This is a genomic window from Halalkalibacter sp. APA_J-10(15) (genome assembly GCF_023017105.1).
Classification (GTDB): domain Bacteria; phylum Bacillota; class Bacilli; order Bacillales; family Bacillaceae_D; genus Halalkalibacter.
On record NZ_JALKEV010000008.1, the window covers coordinates 181690 to 197787 of the forward strand.

Below are 16098 nucleotides of genomic sequence, written 5' to 3' on the forward strand. Positions count from 1 at the left end.
ATGAATAGAGGTGGAAAGAATCGTGAAAAACATGAAATGGTTTGTAATGATAGCAACACTACTTATGGTTGTTGGCTGCGCAAATGAAGAACCACCAAATGAAGAACACACAAAATCTGATCAGACGATGACAGCGTCCAAAGAAATAGATGAACAGATCGAAGAGGTGCATCGCATTGTTTCCACAACTGTTGCAGCAACTGAAATTTTTGATGCATTGGAAATTGATTTAGTTGGAATTCCAACTAGCTATAAAGATCTTCCTGGAAGATATGATGGAGTACAGCAGGTAGGAAATCCGATGAATCCAGATATGGAATTAGTTAAGTCACTGCAGCCGACTGATGTTATGTCTGTAACAACATTACAAACAGATTTAGAAGATATATTTGAAGCTGTGGATCTCCCTGTAACCTTTTTAAATTTTCAAAGTGTTGATGAGATGCTCTCAGAAATTCAATTTATCGCTGAACGTTTTAATAGAGAGGAAGAAGCGACTGAGCTGATTTCAACGATTCATGATCAGTTTCAGGTCATTGAAGAGAAAGCACAAGGTAACGAGGAACAAACCGTATTAATTTTAATGGGGGTACCTGGAAGTTATTTAGTTGCTACTGAACATTCTTACATAGGTGACTTAGTGAAGAGAGCTGGAGGAGTAAATATTGTTGCGGGTGAGGATGTCGAGTATTTAGCTTCTAATACAGAATATCTCCAACAAGCAAACCCAGATATCATTTTACGAGCTGCTCACGGAATGCCAGATGAGGTTGTTGAAATGTTTGATGAAGAATTTGCAACAAATGATATTTGGAAGCATTTTAAAGCAGTCCAAGACGATCGAGTATATGACTTAGAAGAAGAGTTGTTTCCAACAACAGGTAACTTAGCTGTCATTGAAGCTATGGATGTTCTCTATGACATGTTATATCCAGAATAAAATGAGGTAGAATCGTATGATGAGAAAAAAAATAGTCAGCATGATCTTAGTAACTGTATTGCTCTTAGTGGTCGCAATTTATTCCGCTATTACGGGTAGTATTCAGGTGGGAATGAATGAACTCATTAGTGGATTGATTTCTGGTACAAATGAAGAAGTACAGGTAATAAAAGACCTTAGATTACCTCGCATTATTATTGCTATGTTTGCAGGTGCTGCATTAGCTGTAGCAGGTACTCTACTACAGGCTGTTATGAGAAATCCACTAGCTGATTCTGGCATCATCGGAATATCTGCAGGTGCGGGGTTTACCTCGATATTAGCTGTTAGTTTCTTTCCAACGCTTTACTTTTGGTCACCACTATTTGCATTTATAGGAGGTGCTATAGCTTGTATTCTCGTGTATCTCTTTTCATGGAAATCGGGTTTAAGTCCTGTGCGCATGATTCTAGTTGGTGTCGCGATTAATGCCGTCTTTAGTGGGTTAAGTGATACGTTTAATTATCGAGGTAGCTATACAGTAACAAGTATTAGTCCGACAACAACCTCGACTTTAGCGATGAGAACATGGCGCGATGTTGAAATGATGGTTAGTTTTGGATCAATTGGCCTTGTATGTGCTGTAGTGCTTTTTGCAACATGTAATGTATTAGCTTTACAAGATAAAACGGTAAAGAATTTAGGAGTTTCGGTGATTCGATCAAGAGTGTTTGTTTCAGCTGTAGCTGTTCTTCTAGCTGCTGCTTCTACTGCAGTAGCTGGCTTGATTGCTTTCATTGGTTTACTTATCCCACACATATCAAGATATTTTGTCGGATCAGACCATAAATGGCTCATTCCATTTTCAGCTGTAGCTGGTGCATTATTGTTACTTCTTGCTGATACGTTAGGGAGAACGATTATTGCGCCAAATGAAATACCCGCTTCAATTATAATGGCGATTATTGGTGGGCCGTTTTTAATCTTTCTGTTAAGAAGGAGTGACCACATTCATGGAAATTCGTAATGTTGACTACTCATATCAACAGCGTATTAAAACGTTAAGTGACATATCTATGACAGTACCAAAAGGACAAATCACGACTATCATTGGTCCAAATGGTTCTGGGAAATCAACATTACTACAATTGATGTCACGGCATTTAACACCGGGGAAAGGTGAAATGCTATTAGACGGAAAGAACATCTCACTATACTCAACAAAAGAATTTGCTCGTAAAATTGCTGTTGTTCATCAACAAAATGATGCTCCTAACGATATGACAGTAGAGCGTTTGATAGAATATGGTCGTCTTCCGTATAAAAAGCTACTGCAAATGAAGCAAAAGGAAGATTACGATATCATCGCTTGGGCTTTAAAATGCACGAATTTAGAGGATAAAAAGGATGTTGTACTAAATCGATTATCAGGAGGAGAGAGACAAAGAGTTTGGATTGCAATGGCTCTAGCACAAAAAACAAATTATTTATTTTTAGATGAACCGACAACTTATTTAGATTTATTTCATCAGTATGAAATTCTAGAATTAATTACTCAATTGAATCAATTAAATAGCATGACGATTGTTATGGTTTTACATGATTTGAATCAAGCTATTAAATATAGTGATCAACTAATTATCATGAAAGATGGAGCCATTGTTAAACATGGTAAACCTGCTGAAGTGATGAATGAGCAAATCATTAAGGAAATTTATAGATTAGATGTACTAATGAAATCGGATAAAGATGCAGGGCTCTATATCGTACCAATAGGAGTTTAAAGAGAAAGAGGTTGAGTCAGTGAATAAGATCCAAAAAGTGATTCAACGGTGTATCACGATCCTATGTATCGCCGTGTTTACCTTTGCAATGTATCAATTAATAACAATTGTCTATGATTATGGGAACAACCGGCATGTATTAGCACAAATTCAAGATGTGTATGAAGTGGATGAGAATGGGTTAGGTGATGATCGTGATCAGATTCAAATGTCGTTTGATCCACTCTTAGAAATAAATGAAAATATCGTTGGATGGATAACGATTGATGGCACTCGAATTGATTATCCTATATTACAAGCGGAAGATAACGAATATTATTTAAACCGCAACTATTTACATGATGAGACGAGAGCAGGGAGTTTATTTTTAGATTATCGTAATGATGTTAATGAAGAAAATAGTCATACGATCATTTATGGGCATCGAATGAGAGATGGTTCGATGTTTGGGCAATTACCACGATTTTTAGAGCAAGAATTTTATGATGAAAATTCGACCATGTTGTGGGATACATTATATGAACAATATGATGTTGAAATCTTTTCTGCCTATATTACTACGACAGACTTTTACTATATTGAAACAGATTTTCGTGATGATCAACATTATGTATCATTTCTAGAGGATATCCAGGAACGTTCAGTCATTCATTCTAATGTGACGGTTCATTCAGATGATCAGATTATCACATTATCCACCTGTGATTATCAGCTTGATCGTGATGAGGGGAGACTAGTCGTTCACGGTAAATTAACTTTAAGAGAACAATAATAAGAACCTGCTACACTGAAATAAGGTAGCAGGTTCTTATCTATATAAATTATTGTGCAGCTTGGTCGATAGACGGATCAGTACCATTTAATGGATTTCGAACGACTTTTACATCATAGAAGGAAATGTCATTCTCAATAATGTATTCTGGAATTTCCCTTTTTTGATGAGATTCACGGAAAGCATCGCTTTTCGTCCAATTCTTAAAATCATCCTTCGAATCCCAACGAGTAACAACGGACACCTCATCATAATCTTTTGTATTTTGTGTAAAATGAACTTCAAGTCCAAGAAAACCTTCCATAAATTCGACTTTTCCAACTTTCTTGAAACGTTCAATTAACTTCTCACCATTTCCTTTAGTAATTTTTGAGCGATTTGTAACAATAACCATTGTAATTCCTCCTTGTTTTTAATAAATGTTAAGCATGCATTCGTCTATTGAATGGTTGTTTTTTTAACGGAATAATCAGTGGATAGTCGTCTTCATACATCACTTTTGCATCAATATGATAAACTTCTTTCAAAAATTGTGAGCTTAGTAATGAATCTGGCTCACCCGAGTGTATTAATTTTCCTTGTTTCATTGCTAACAAATAATCACAATAGGCAGCGGCATGTTGAAGTTCATGTAGTACCATAATAATGGTTGTCTTTTCATGACGATTAATCTCTTCTAAAATATTCAGTACTTCTAGTTGATGAGCGATATCTAAATACGTTGTAGGTTCATCTAAAAGCAATACAGGTGTTCTTTGAGTTAACGCTAATGCAATACGTACTTTTTGCTGTTCACCTCCAGATAAAGTATAAAACATTCGTTCAGCATACTTTGTAATGTTTGTGATTCGCATAGCCCATTCAATGATGTCTTGATCCTCATCGTTTATTCGATCAAACCATTTCTTATATGGAGCTCTACCATAATGGATAAGCTCCTTTACGGTGAGATTCGGTAGCGATTGTTTTGATTGAGGCATCATAGCAAGCTTTTGAGCGAATATTTTTGGGTGTAGCCCTCTAATCGATTGCCCTTCTAGGTAAATATTACCGCTTTCTTGTTTGAGAAGTTGAGCGATCGTTTTTAATAATGTTGATTTCCCAGAGCCGTTTGGTCCGACGATGGCTGTAAGCTTCCCTTTTGGAATATGTAATGAAATATTAGATAAACAAAAGGAACCGATGTTCAATTGAATGTGTTCTGTTTGAATAGCATTCATTAAATCAAGCCTCGTTTCTTCAAAAGAATGAGAAAGAATGGTGCACCTAGAGCGGCAAGCAAGATGCCAACTGGTAGTTCAATCGGATCAAACCATGTACGGGCAATCGTATCAGCAACGACAACGAGTATGGCTCCATACATTGCAGAAAGAGGTAAGAGAAATCTGTAATCCTCACCAATTAAAATACGGATGATATGAGGGACAATGAGTCCAACAAATCCAATTAATCCTGCAACACTCACAGCTGCTCCCGCTAAAAATGCAGCTAAGGAAATGAGTAAAAATCGTTGCCATTCTACGCGTTGGCCGAGTAGTTTGGCAGAATCATCTCCTAGTAATAATAAATTGGCAGGTTTAATAGCTAATAGTGATAGCAGTAAGCCGATAAGCGCATAAGGGTACATAAAATCTAAATGGTACCAACTTCGTCCATTAAGACCACCAGCTAACCAAGGAAGGACGGATTGGACACGATCGCTATAAATGATCATGACACCGTTTTGAACAGCTCCTAATAATGCATTAATCGCAACACCTGCCAATATGATTTTCAAAGGCGAAGCTCCTTTATCCCAAGCGAGAAAATAAATCATCATGGCTGTTACGAAGGCGCCAATGAAAGCTGATATTGGTAGAAGGTAGCTAAATTGTGGTAAAATAAGCATCGTTAAACTAGCCATTAGTCCACCACCAGCTGTAACACCAATAATACCTGGATCTGCTAAAGGATTCTTCATGACACCTTGTAATAAGGCACCTGACACAGCTAAGCAAGCACCAACTAGTAGCGCAATTAAGACTCGTGGAAGTCGCAAGTCGAAAATAATAGTGTGATTGAGAGAACCTTCATCTGAAAAAAATACCATTAAAATTTCTTGAAGTGATATGGTGACCGATCCATATGTCAAACCGAAAAAAAGCGATAGTAAAAGAAGGAGAGGCGCTAAAGAAATCGCTATCGTTCTTCTTTTTTGGCGTTCTTTAATGTTCATGATTGCTCCTCATTGAAATAGAACAAATCGACTAATAAATCGAGTGCCTCTATAATTCTCGTACCAGGGTTGGAGCCAAATAAATCATTTGGTAATACATCAACAGCGTTGTTTTGTACTGCGGTTATTTGATTCCAAGCCGCATTTTGCTCCATTTCTTTTATAAAGCCTTCTTTGACAGCTTCCGAATCGCCATGACTCATTAGTAAAATATAGTGCGGATCAGCTTCAACAATTCGTTCGGTATTTAATTGAGCATATTGAGGAAAGGCTTCTAAGCTAGGAAAATCACTAGCCACATTATGAGCACCAACTAACTCAAGCATATGACCACTTAGTGAATTAGGTAAGGCGGCCATATATGTACCAGGCGCTCCGTAAATAAGTAATACACGTATTTCTTCAGTACTTTCTTGTAGTTGAGCGATTTCTGCAACCTTCTCATCGATAGAGTTAATAAGTTCACTTGCTTTACCTTCTTGTTGAAGCATCTCTCCAAACAGGAGAAGTTGTTCCTGAATATCTGTAACAGATTGGGCATGAGATAAAACCATTTTTGCACCGAGTGATTCAATAGTTGGGCGATCACCGAGGTTCATTTGAGTATGTCCTATGACGATTTCAGGTTGTACATATGTGACTTTTTCCAGATCTATTTCATGAGTAGAACCAATTTGCTCAACATCTGTCAGCTCTAGTAGAGACTCAGGTAATAATGCAGTAGGTCTTCCGACAACCTGCCCTCCAAGTGCCGTAATCATATCTAAATCACCGGTGCTTAACGCAACAATTCGTTCTGGAACACCATTAAAGGAGATCGATTCGTTTGAAAAGTCTGTAATCATATGTGTCACTTCATCACTACGATCTTCTGTTTCATTTATTTCGACATTGGAGCAGGAGATAATGATTGGTATAAGCATTATTAATAAAACAAAGGTAAGCTGTTCTTTCATAGGTGTCCTCCTTACAACACTTTACTGATAATGAATATCGATTTCACTATAAATGATAATGAATATCACTATTGATGTCAATGATAATTACTAAAATTTTCTTTTAAACCTCCTTTTTCTATTAACAAGAAAATGAGTATTACAATGAAAAGTAGACGAGGTGAGTTCTAACGATATGAGTTGAATAATTAAGTTCTATAAATCGATAGGTTGTTAAGTTGAAAGTCGGATTTATCTACCAAATATATGATTTTTCATACCGATTTTTGATACTGCTCATGTTACGATACTACAAATGGTCTGATGTCATAGGAGGAGAAATAGATGGATCAAGTATATTTACTAGAAGGATTGTTTAAACAATCAGAAACAATAGGAAAGGAATATTTACTTTACTTAGATATTGATCGATTATTGGCTCCGTGCTATGAAGCTGTCTCGAAGCAACCAAGAAAACCACGGTACGGTGGGTGGGAGTCCACGGGTATAAGTGGGCATTCAGTTGGTCATTGGTTATCAGCTATGGGGCAAATGTATGAGGCTACGAAGGATGAGTCTCTAAAAGATAAAGTTATGTATACGATTGATGAACTTGCTCTTATTCAAAGTTATGATACAGATGGTTATGTAGGAGGGTTTCCACGAAAATGCTTTGATCTGACGTTTTCAGGCGACTTTGAAGTAGAGAATTTCAGTTTAGCTGGTCAATGGGTGCCTTGGTATAGTTTACATAAATTGTTTGCTGGATGCATTGATGTTTATCGCTTAATGGGGTTGAACAAGGCTCTTGAAGTAGTAGTAACGTTAGCGAATTGGGCAAAAAAAGGCACTGATTTATTAACAGATGAACAATTTCAACGAATGCTAATATGTGAACATGGTGGAATGAATGAAGCGATGGCAGACTTGTATGACATAACAGGTAACAAAGACTTTCTTGAATTAGCGATTCGATTTTGCCATGAAGAGGTTCTAGAACCGTTGGCACAACGAATAGATCAATTGGAGGGTAAGCACGCTAATACACAAATCCCGAAAGTAATCGGAGCTGCTAAATTGTATAATTTGACAGGCGAAAAAAAATATAAGGATATGGCTATATTCTTTTGGAATGAAGTAACCACACATCGTTCATATGTCATTGGTGGTAATAGTATTAATGAGCACTTTGGGCCGTTAAATAGTGAAAAATTAGGCGTTCAATCAGCAGAAACGTGTAACACGTACAATATGCTCAAACTAACAGAGCTGTTATTTGGATGGGATCAAAAAAGTGAGTACTTTGATTTTTATGAAAAAGCATTATATAACCATATATTAGCGTCACAAGACCCCGATAGCGGGATGAAAACATACTTTGTTTCAACTCAACCAGGACATTTCAAAGTATATTGCTCTGCTGAGAATTCATTTTGGTGCTGTACTGGGACAGGAATGGAGAACCCAGCTAGATATTCTAGGGGGATATACTATTCAGATCAAAACAATTTGTTTGTCAACCTGTTTATTTCGTCTCGCTTTAAGTCTGAGTCTAATTCCATTTCAATTAAGCAAGAAACTGAGTTTCCGCTTTCAGATCGTGCTAACCTCTTCATCGAACATACACCCGTAGATGAATGGAACTTACATATTCGTGTTCCGTATTGGGTGAATGGTCAAGTCATTGTCGATGTCAATGGTCAAAAAGAGGATGTAGCTATTTTAGATTCGGGATACATTTGCATTCGACGTAAATGGAAGCAAGGTGATAAGGTAACTGTTCAATTGCCGATGAACTTACATATGTACGTAGCAAAGGATGATCAGAACAAGATTGGTTTTATGTATGGACCAATCGTTTTAGCAGGCGCTTTAGGAAAGGAACAGTTTCCTAAAACAGATATATTAGAAAACCACTTGTCGCTTAATAATCATCCGTTAATAGATGTTCCAACACTAGTAACAGAACGTGATCAAATTCTTGATCAAATCTATTTAATTGATGAGAAGTCATTAACCTTTGAAACAGAAGAGATTGGACAACCCGGTCAAAAGAAATTAAAGCTGATCCCATTTTATCAATTACATCACCAGAGATATACATTATATTGGCATGTAATGAATGAGGCTTCCTACAATCATTTTATTGACGATGAAAAAGAAACGCTCAAGAAATTGAGAGAACGGACGATAGATGAAGTACAACCGCATGAACAGCAACCAGAAGTTGAACACCAGTTAAAGAAACATAATTCTCGTTCGGGCTACTTTAATGTCATGCAAAAAGGTTGGCGTGATTGCTATGCTGGAGGATATTTCAGTTATGAGCTAAAAGTATCTCCTAATGAAAAAATGGCTTTACAAGTCATGTATGTTAATAATGAATCGCGCATCCATATAGATGGGGGCTGGTATAAACGTCAATTTACAATTGAAATTGATGGCACGACTCTTTCAGAGATTAAAATAAATAACTCAGAAAATGATGAGAAATTATTTGTAGAGGAAAGTTTAATCCCGTTTGAACTCACAAAAGGGAAAGAAACAATTGAAGTAAAATTTACAACCGATGAAACAGAAGCTACTGGACGTATTTATGAAGTTAGAACAGTTCGTAGTTAAATGTTTAGAGGTGCTCACATTACGGGCACCTCTTTTCGGTTCGATGCAGTTAAACATTATTCATTGGCATACGAAAATACGCTTTTCGAAATTCAGTAGGGGTCATCTGCTCGTATTTTTTAAATAATCGCATAAAATACTTCTCGTCATTTAGACCTAGGGTGATAGCGATTCCTTTAACGGTTACATTAGTATTCATGAGAAGTTCTTTAGCTTTAGAAATCTTCATTCGATGAATGTATTCTTGAATGTTATAACCGGTTGCCTGTTTAAAGATGCGAGATAAATAGTCACTATTATATTGGAATTCCTCGGCTATCATCGTTACGGAGACTTTCTTGAATACGTGAATTCGAATCCACTCTTTTATCATTTCTACTTTTCGCTCAGCTGCTGTATCCAATAAAACCGTTTTATAATGATAGATCGTTTGTTCAGATATTTCAATGAGTAGTGAAGTGGCTAAATAGTGTGTATTATACGTATTGTAGTAATTAGCTTTCACAACATCAAATAATTGCTTACACAAAATATGAATTCGTTCAACTTCGCGAGGCTTAGTATGGATTGGTAATAAAACAGTTGAACACGAATGATTATTAATGGGTATCAGATTTGAACGCATGGATGTTACTTCACTATCCATCATTTTACGTGTGAGTAATGAATAGTTGTTAGGAAATGTGAAATGAAACCAATAATAGGAAGTGCCTATTGGTGAAGGGTTAAATCCTACATGAAGCTGTCCAGGAACTAAAAAAAGGATTTCCCCAGGTAAGACGGTGTACCGTTGATCATTCTGTTCAATGTAAAGCGTTTCATTCAAATTTATAATGACAACAAATATATCAATATTGCGTTTCATATGGGTCCAATTCTCCGTCGTAATAAATTGACCTCCAGAATGAAAGTTGATTGGCTGTTCAACGGACGATTTAATGAATTCGTTCATCTTCATCCTCCTCATTGGTATAGTGAATTCAGTCGGATTAATCTACCCTTTATAAATAATTCGCTACCGACAAATCCAATTCCTTTCTATAAGATAAATTTATACACACATTAATCAAAATCAAATAACAAATATGAATTTCAAATTATGTAAGCGTATTCTTTTTGTTTATTTGATTGATAAGAAGGGGGGTTTTCATTTAATTCCGCTTTAAAATCATGATGATTGAAGTTTAAATTTGAATTCATTGGGGGGAATCAGATGAAAAAGTTCAGTTTGATCGTTTTCATATGCAGTTTGATGGTCATCTTGTTTACTGGTTGTAGCAATAATGAAACAAACCAAGAGGAGGCCGAAGACGGAGTTGTTCATTTGACTGGTATTATTTTGAAACATCCGCTCACGAAAGATGTTAACGATATTGAATGGCTTAAAGAGGCTGAAGATAGAGCTGGTGTCTCAATTGAATGGGAAGAGGTCACGGCTGATTGGGATCAGAAAAAGGGAGCGATGTTGGCTGGGAGTGACATACCTGATTTAATTGTGGGGCCTAATGCGATAACAGATGCTGATTTCGCTCGATTTACTGGGTTATTTCAAGATTTAACAGAATTGATTGATGACCACGCACCAAACGTTCAAAAAATGTTTGATGAGAAACCTGAGACAAAAATTATTGCTACCCAATTGGATGAAAACATTTATGGTTTACCTAAATATCAACGTTTTTGGCCAGATACGGGTACGAGACAATTTATTAATCAAGAATGGCTCGACAATCTAGGATTAGACATGCCAACCAATTGGGATGAACTTCATGAAGTGTTACTTGCTTTTAAAGAGCAAGATGCCAACGGTAGTGGTAATCCTAATGATGAAATTCCAATGGATTTTGCTCCTGTTGGAACAGGGGGCTTCGGTTTCTTCCATCCAACTGTTTTACTAGGCAGTACAGGAATGACGATCTCTGGTGGTGGAGGTCAAGGGTATTTCGTGGAAGATTCTGAAGTGAAGAACTTTTTTGTTGATGAGCGCTATAAGGAGCATGTTCAATTTTTGAACCGCTTATGGGCAGATGGGTTAATTAATTCTGAAGTATTTACTCAAGAGTATACAACTTACCAATCATTAGGTCGAGGTGATGGATCGACTGCGAAGGTAGGTTTTACATTTGGCTGGGAAAAAACAGATCGATTTGGGAATGAATTAGCGTCCCAGTATACGTCGATGCCACAAATTGCAGCATCAGCAAATCAAACAGAAGATCTTTCATGGACATATGATTATAACGAGTTAAATTATGGCGTTAACATGGTGCAAATGTCTTCAGCAACTGAAAATAAAGAAGCTGCTATGAGATTTATTAATGAATTATATGATCCCGAAGTTAGTATGCAAGTATTATTTGGATCGCTTGGAACGAACATTGAAGATAATGGAGATGGCTCTTACACTGTACTTCCTCCAGAAGATGAGCAAATGGATCCTGGAACGTGGAAATGGACGACAACCTGGGCAGATAATGGCCCAATGTATATCTCCGATTCTCTCGATTTAATATTGGGAGAAGATATGCAAGATGTTTTAGGACAAACGGAACCTCTTAATGATGTATTATCAAATATTGATACTTTGACTGATGTGTATCCAGGAATTTTCATTAAGTATAGCGATGAAGATAATAATCAAATGAGTTTAATTAATACTGACTTTATGAACTTAGCAATGGCCAAATATTCACAGTGGATCACAGAAGGTGGCATTGAAAATGAATGGGATGCTTACGTTGCGGAAATAGAAAGAATCGGACTGCAAACAAACCTCGACATTATGCAACGCTATTACGATGACTACGTTCAATCAATAGAATAGGAAACTATGTGGGGGGTTCATATACTAGACCCTCCAAAAAAGGGGAGTTGTTCATGGCTCTGATTCAAACGAATAGGAATACCACTCAGTCAACGGCACAAGTTGAACTTAATAAAAAGCCAACCGTTTTTAACACGTTTAAACGTGATTATCAGCTTTGGTTACTCCTACTTCCAGCTGTTCTGTGTGTGATCATCTTTAACTACGTACCCATGTATGGAATCCAGTTAGCTTTTCGTGAGTATGACTTTGCTGCTGGGCTAACAGGTGGAGAATTCGTTGGTTTTAAATATTTCCAGCAGTTTATAGACAGTCATCTATTTACTGATTTAATCAGAAACACAATCGTTATTAGCCTGACGACGATACTTGTCGGTTTTCCTGCACCAATTATTTTGGCTTTATTAATTAATCAGATTCGCTTTAAACGTACAAAGAAACTATTACAAACAACGGTCTATTTGCCACACTTTATTTCGATAGTCGTTATTGTCGGGATGATTAATGTATTATTGTCTCCTAATTCAGGTGTTGTTGGACACTTTATGAGTGCTATAGGATTAGGTCACATTAATTTGCTTGCTTCTACCCAAACATTCGTACCTGTCTACGTATTATCCGATGTATGGCAACATGTTGGATGGAATAGCATCATTTACTTGGCTGCTTTAGCTAGTGTTGATCCACAATTATACGACTCTGCCAAAATGGACGGAGCAAGTAGGTGGCAAATCATAAGAAATGTAGAGTTACCAGCGATTGTTCCAACAATCATCATTTTACTCATTTTAAATATGGGGACGATTATTAGTACTGGCTTCGAGAAGATTTATTTAATGCAAAACCCATTAAACCTTCCTGTTTCAGAAGTAATAGAAACATACGTTTACAAAGTAGGGATCATGTCAAGTCAGTTTAGTTATGCTGCAGCCATTGGTCTATTTAATACGGTCATTAATTTTTCGCTGCTTGTTCTAATGAATTATATCGCCAATCGTACATCGAAAATAAGTTTATGGTGATTTAACAGGAGGTTTTTACGATGGGGAAATTCAAATATGAGAAACGATCTGATTTACTTTTTGATATAATGGTTTATGTGATATGTGTACTTGTTTTTCTAGTCGTTGCTTATCCTCTATACTTTGTCGTCATTGCTTCTGTCAGTGATTCAACACTCGTTTCAACCGGGCAAGTTCTACTATTCCCTAAAGGTATTAGTTTATTTGGTTATCAAGAAATATTTTCTGATTCTCGTATATGGACTGGGTATAAAAATACGATTATCTATGCTACGTTAGGGACACTTATTAGTTTAATATTTACTTTACCAGCTGCATATGTGTTATCACGTTATGAATTTAAAGCACGGCGGTTTTTTATGTTTTTCTTTGTCTTTACAATGTTTTTCAATGGTGGCTTAATCCCAACCTATTTGTTAATGAGAGATTTAAACTTAGTGAATACGATGTGGGTTTTTATTTTTAATCCTGCGACTGTTAATATATTTAATTTAATTATTACAAGGACTTTTTTTGAACATACGATTCCAAAAGAAATGCATGAAGCAGCATCGATTGATGGCTGTAATCATTTTCGCTTCTTCATAAGTATTGTTCTACCTTTATCAAAGGCAGTTATTTCAGTAATTGGTTTATATTATTTAGTGTTCCACTGGAATAACTTTTTTACTGGTTTAATTTATGTACGTGATTACAGTTTACAGCCTTTACAAATTGTATTAAGGGATATATTGATCTCTAATCAAGTTTTTGCTGAAGGAGCTGGTAGCGGTGGAACAGCAGGAGGGTATGCCCAAAGATACGCTGATCAGATTAAATATGGTGTTATTATTGTTTCAACCTTACCTGTATTAATTATTTATCCTTTTATACAAAAATATTTTGAAAAAGGTGTAATGATTGGATCAGTTAAAGGATAGAATATGTGAAGTTGTATGAAGAAGCAGCTCAACACGGGAATTCGCTGTTATTGTTGAGCTGCTTTTAATTATGTCTAAATTTAAGTGGTGAATGTTTTTATGCTGGCTGCTTGTTATGTGGAAATGATAAAGAGGCAATTTTCATAATGAGCAGGGCCATTAAACTGACACCGAATACCGGAATTAATCCTGGTATTTTTAAAAATAAAAAGAATATCGCTGCAACACCCAAGAGTAACATAATAGAGTGTAGGGGGCGTCCAATTGTAATAAAAACAGCATATTGGAAATATCTCCACACTTTTAAATCATAATGAATGAGAACTGGAAAAATCATTAGTGCACTTAATGAAAAAATTAAACAAATTAATAAAGTAATAACAGTCAATGATAAATGAAAAAATGTATAATCGAGTTGTTGCAATATATATAGGTTAACAAATAAGAGTATACCTACGAAAGAAAAGATGTAACCAATTAAGTTTGCTCGAAGGAATTCTTTTTTAAATGAGTGTAGAAATGGTTTAAAAATAGCACTTTGATCAGTTTTTAATATAAAATCTCTAGTAACAGAAAACAGTGCTGCGGTTGCAGGGAAGATCGTAATAACGACGAGACCTAATACAGTGAATAAAAGCCACAATATGTTGAGAAGAAAAAGGTTGAGTGCCATATTACCTAAACGAATGTACCATTCTGAAACCCCTTTCAAAAAAACACCTCCATAAAAAAGTTCGTATGTATATTTTACGAAATAGTAATAGAAATGTAAATTGATTTTTTGTAACATTACAATTCAATTTATAAGTCGTTTCATGCCAGTATAAACAGTAAATTGTGTTGCTATTGATGAAACAGAAATCTTGTTTGAAATGATGCATGTAATCATTACATATGACATTTGTCATATGTATCCTTTGACGTTCATGACTTCTTATGTTTTGGGTTATCCTTTAAAATGTAGTAAAAGTACTCGTTTTAGGGAGGCGTCAATATGAGTAATCAAAAACTGGCTCAGCTTAGAAAGAAAGTTGTACCTTTTGAAAATTCTGATCAAAACTCTAGTTTGAAACAAATCGTTAACACAATTCCTCCGTTTTTTATTTTATGGGGTCTAGCTTATATGAGTTTAACTTTATCTATTTGGTTAACGTTATTTTTCTCCATTATTGCAGCGGGATTTGCTGTTCGAATTTTTATTATCTTCCATGATTGCTGTCATGGCTCATTTCTGAAAAATAAAAAAATGAACACGCTACTAGGAACGATAACAGGTATTATGACGATGTTCCCTTTTGAAAAATGGAAATGGGAGCATTCAATGCATCATGCAAGTAGTGGCAATCTGGATAAGCGCGGGATTGGTGATATGTGGGTGATGACTGTGGACGAGTATGTTAATGCTTCGTTTAAGGAACGTTTGGCGTATCGCTTATATCGTAATCCGCTAGTTATGTTTGGATTAGGACCTGCTTATCTCTTTCTAATTACAAACCGAATAAATCGTAAGAAGGCTAGAAAAAAAGAACGCTTAAATTTATACGTGACAAACATATCAATCGTTCTTATATATGCATTCATGATTTGGCTAATCGGCTGGCAAGCCTTCTTCATTATCCAAGGAACGGTCATGTTTGTATCCGGAATGTTAGGTATTTGGTTATTTTATATTCAACATCAATTTGAGGATTCATATTTTGAAGATGAGCAAGAGTGGGATTATGTAAAAGCGGCTATAGATGGAAGTTCATATTATAAGCTGCCGAAAGTGTTACAGTGGATAACGGGTAATATCGGTTATCATCACGTTCATCATTTAAGTCCTCGTGTTCCTAATTATCATTTACAAACGGTGCATGAAACGGTTACACCACTCCAGAAGGCAACAACTGTTTCGATTAAAACAAGTCTACAAGCTATTCGATTTAGGTTGTATGATGAAGAATCAAAAACATTCGTGACATTTAAAGATATTAAGCAAGAGCTTCAAAAAAATAAAAAGACAATTCAATTAGAAAAGAGAAGGCTAGGCTTACAAGGGAAGTAAAAGAAGAAAAACCGTTCAATGACGATTGAATGGTTTTT

15 protein-coding genes are annotated in these 16098 nt (G+C 36.0%); 9 read left to right on the forward strand and 6 right to left on the reverse strand.

What is annotated here, in order from left to right:
- The first annotated feature begins 22 nt into the window (after positions 1-22).
- From isdE to srtB, 4 genes are read left to right on the forward strand one after another with little or no spacing between them, the layout of a single operon-like run.
- A complete protein-coding gene (isdE, locus tag MW695_RS11470) occupies positions 23-940 on the forward strand; it encodes a heme ABC transporter substrate-binding protein IsdE (RefSeq protein WP_483299856.1) in 918 nt (305 codons plus the stop codon).
- A gap of 19 nt (positions 941-959) precedes the next feature.
- The gene (locus tag MW695_RS11475) at positions 960-1946 is read left to right on the forward strand and encodes a FecCD family ABC transporter permease (RefSeq protein WP_247105490.1); all 987 of its coding nucleotides are present in this window, start codon (positions 960-962) and stop codon (positions 1944-1946) included.
- Positions 1933-2703, forward strand: coding sequence for an ABC transporter ATP-binding protein (locus MW695_RS11480; RefSeq protein ID WP_247105456.1), 771 nt, complete (start codon positions 1933-1935; stop codon positions 2701-2703). The genes MW695_RS11475 and MW695_RS11480 overlap by 14 nt, the downstream gene beginning before the upstream one ends.
- 19 nt (positions 2704-2722) lie before the next feature.
- Entirely contained in the window at positions 2723-3475 is a 753-nt protein-coding gene (gene srtB, locus MW695_RS11485; protein ID WP_308446086.1) for a class B sortase, read from the forward strand.
- 49 nt (positions 3476-3524) lie between these two features.
- Here the strand turns inward: srtB and isdG are convergent, their stop codons facing one another.
- From isdG to MW695_RS11505, 4 genes are read right to left on the reverse strand one after another with little or no spacing between them, the layout of a single operon-like run.
- Positions 3525-3869, reverse strand: a complete 345-nt coding sequence (isdG, locus tag MW695_RS11490; protein WP_247105457.1) for a heme oxygenase — start codon at positions 3867-3869, stop codon at positions 3525-3527.
- Positions 3870-3897: 28 nt separating this feature from the next.
- On the reverse strand, positions 3898-4695 hold the full coding sequence (locus tag MW695_RS11495) for an ABC transporter ATP-binding protein (protein ID WP_247105458.1): 798 nt from the start codon (positions 4693-4695) through the stop codon (positions 3898-3900).
- Positions 4695-5690, reverse strand: a complete 996-nt coding sequence (locus tag MW695_RS11500) for a FecCD family ABC transporter permease (RefSeq protein ID WP_247105459.1) — start codon at positions 5688-5690, stop codon at positions 4695-4697. Before MW695_RS11500 ends, MW695_RS11495 begins: the two co-directional genes overlap by 1 nt.
- The gene (locus MW695_RS11505; protein WP_247105460.1) at positions 5687-6646 is read right to left on the reverse strand and encodes an ABC transporter substrate-binding protein; all 960 of its coding nucleotides are present in this window, start codon (positions 6644-6646) and stop codon (positions 5687-5689) included. The genes MW695_RS11500 and MW695_RS11505 overlap by 4 nt, the downstream gene beginning before the upstream one ends.
- Before the next feature lie 324 nt (positions 6647-6970).
- Between MW695_RS11505 and MW695_RS11510 the strand changes: the two genes are divergently transcribed.
- Positions 6971-9247 carry a glycoside hydrolase family 127 protein gene (locus tag MW695_RS11510; RefSeq protein ID WP_247105461.1) on the forward strand — a complete coding sequence of 759 codons (2277 nt, stop codon included), beginning with the start codon at positions 6971-6973 and terminating at the stop codon, positions 9245-9247.
- 49 nt (positions 9248-9296) lie between these two features.
- Here the strand turns inward: MW695_RS11510 and MW695_RS11515 are convergent, their stop codons facing one another.
- Positions 9297-10199 (reverse strand): AraC family transcriptional regulator, encoded by a 903-nt coding sequence (locus tag MW695_RS11515; RefSeq protein ID WP_247105462.1) that lies wholly within the window; start codon positions 10197-10199, stop codon positions 9297-9299.
- Between the two features lie 261 nt (positions 10200-10460).
- Here MW695_RS11515 and MW695_RS11520 point away from each other — a divergent pair, with 261 nt between their 5' ends.
- From MW695_RS11520 to MW695_RS11530, 3 genes are read left to right on the forward strand one after another with little or no spacing between them, the layout of a single operon-like run.
- Positions 10461-12071, forward strand: coding sequence for an extracellular solute-binding protein (locus MW695_RS11520; protein ID WP_247105463.1), 1611 nt, complete (start codon positions 10461-10463; stop codon positions 12069-12071).
- A 53-nt stretch (positions 12072-12124) separates the two neighbouring features.
- The gene (locus tag MW695_RS11525; protein ID WP_247105464.1) at positions 12125-13093 is read left to right on the forward strand and encodes an ABC transporter permease; all 969 of its coding nucleotides are present in this window, start codon (positions 12125-12127) and stop codon (positions 13091-13093) included.
- A gap of 20 nt (positions 13094-13113) precedes the next feature.
- On the forward strand, positions 13114-14013 hold the full coding sequence (locus tag MW695_RS11530; protein WP_247105465.1) for a carbohydrate ABC transporter permease: 900 nt from the start codon (positions 13114-13116) through the stop codon (positions 14011-14013).
- 97 nt (positions 14014-14110) lie between these two features.
- Here the strand turns inward: MW695_RS11530 and MW695_RS11535 are convergent, their stop codons facing one another.
- Entirely contained in the window at positions 14111-14725 is a 615-nt protein-coding gene (locus MW695_RS11535) for a YesL family protein (RefSeq protein WP_247105466.1), read from the reverse strand.
- A gap of 282 nt (positions 14726-15007) precedes the next feature.
- Here MW695_RS11535 and desA point away from each other — a divergent pair, with 282 nt between their 5' ends.
- Positions 15008-16060, forward strand: a complete 1053-nt coding sequence (gene desA / locus MW695_RS11540; RefSeq protein WP_247105467.1) for a Delta(5) desaturase DesA — start codon at positions 15008-15010, stop codon at positions 16058-16060.
- The last annotated feature ends 38 nt before the right edge of the window (positions 16061-16098 follow it).

Coding starts and splice junctions, on each gene's coding strand:
- MW695_RS11530 (WP_247105465.1), top strand. CDS start 13,114: ATGGGGAAATTCAAATATGAGAAACGATCTGATTTACTTTTTGATATA.
- isdG (WP_247105457.1), bottom strand. CDS start 3,869: ATGGTTATTGTTACAAATCGCTCAAAAATTACTAAAGGAAATGGTGAG.
- MW695_RS11520 (WP_247105463.1), top strand. CDS start 10,461: ATGAAAAAGTTCAGTTTGATCGTTTTCATATGCAGTTTGATGGTCATC.
- MW695_RS11515 (WP_247105462.1), bottom strand. CDS start 10,199: ATGAACGAATTCATTAAATCGTCCGTTGAACAGCCAATCAACTTTCAT.
- MW695_RS11495 (WP_247105458.1), bottom strand. CDS start 4,695: ATGAATGCTATTCAAACAGAACACATTCAATTGAACATCGGTTCCTTT.
- MW695_RS11510 (WP_247105461.1), top strand. CDS start 6,971: ATGGATCAAGTATATTTACTAGAAGGATTGTTTAAACAATCAGAAACA.
- MW695_RS11475 (WP_247105490.1), top strand. CDS start 960: ATGAGAAAAAAAATAGTCAGCATGATCTTAGTAACTGTATTGCTCTTA.
- MW695_RS11525 (WP_247105464.1), top strand. CDS start 12,125: ATGGCTCTGATTCAAACGAATAGGAATACCACTCAGTCAACGGCACAA.
- MW695_RS11500 (WP_247105459.1), bottom strand. CDS start 5,690: ATGAACATTAAAGAACGCCAAAAAAGAAGAACGATAGCGATTTCTTTA.
- desA (WP_247105467.1), top strand. CDS start 15,008: ATGAGTAATCAAAAACTGGCTCAGCTTAGAAAGAAAGTTGTACCTTTT.
- MW695_RS11480 (WP_247105456.1), top strand. CDS start 1,933: ATGGAAATTCGTAATGTTGACTACTCATATCAACAGCGTATTAAAACG.
- MW695_RS11505 (WP_247105460.1), bottom strand. CDS start 6,646: ATGAAAGAACAGCTTACCTTTGTTTTATTAATAATGCTTATACCAATC.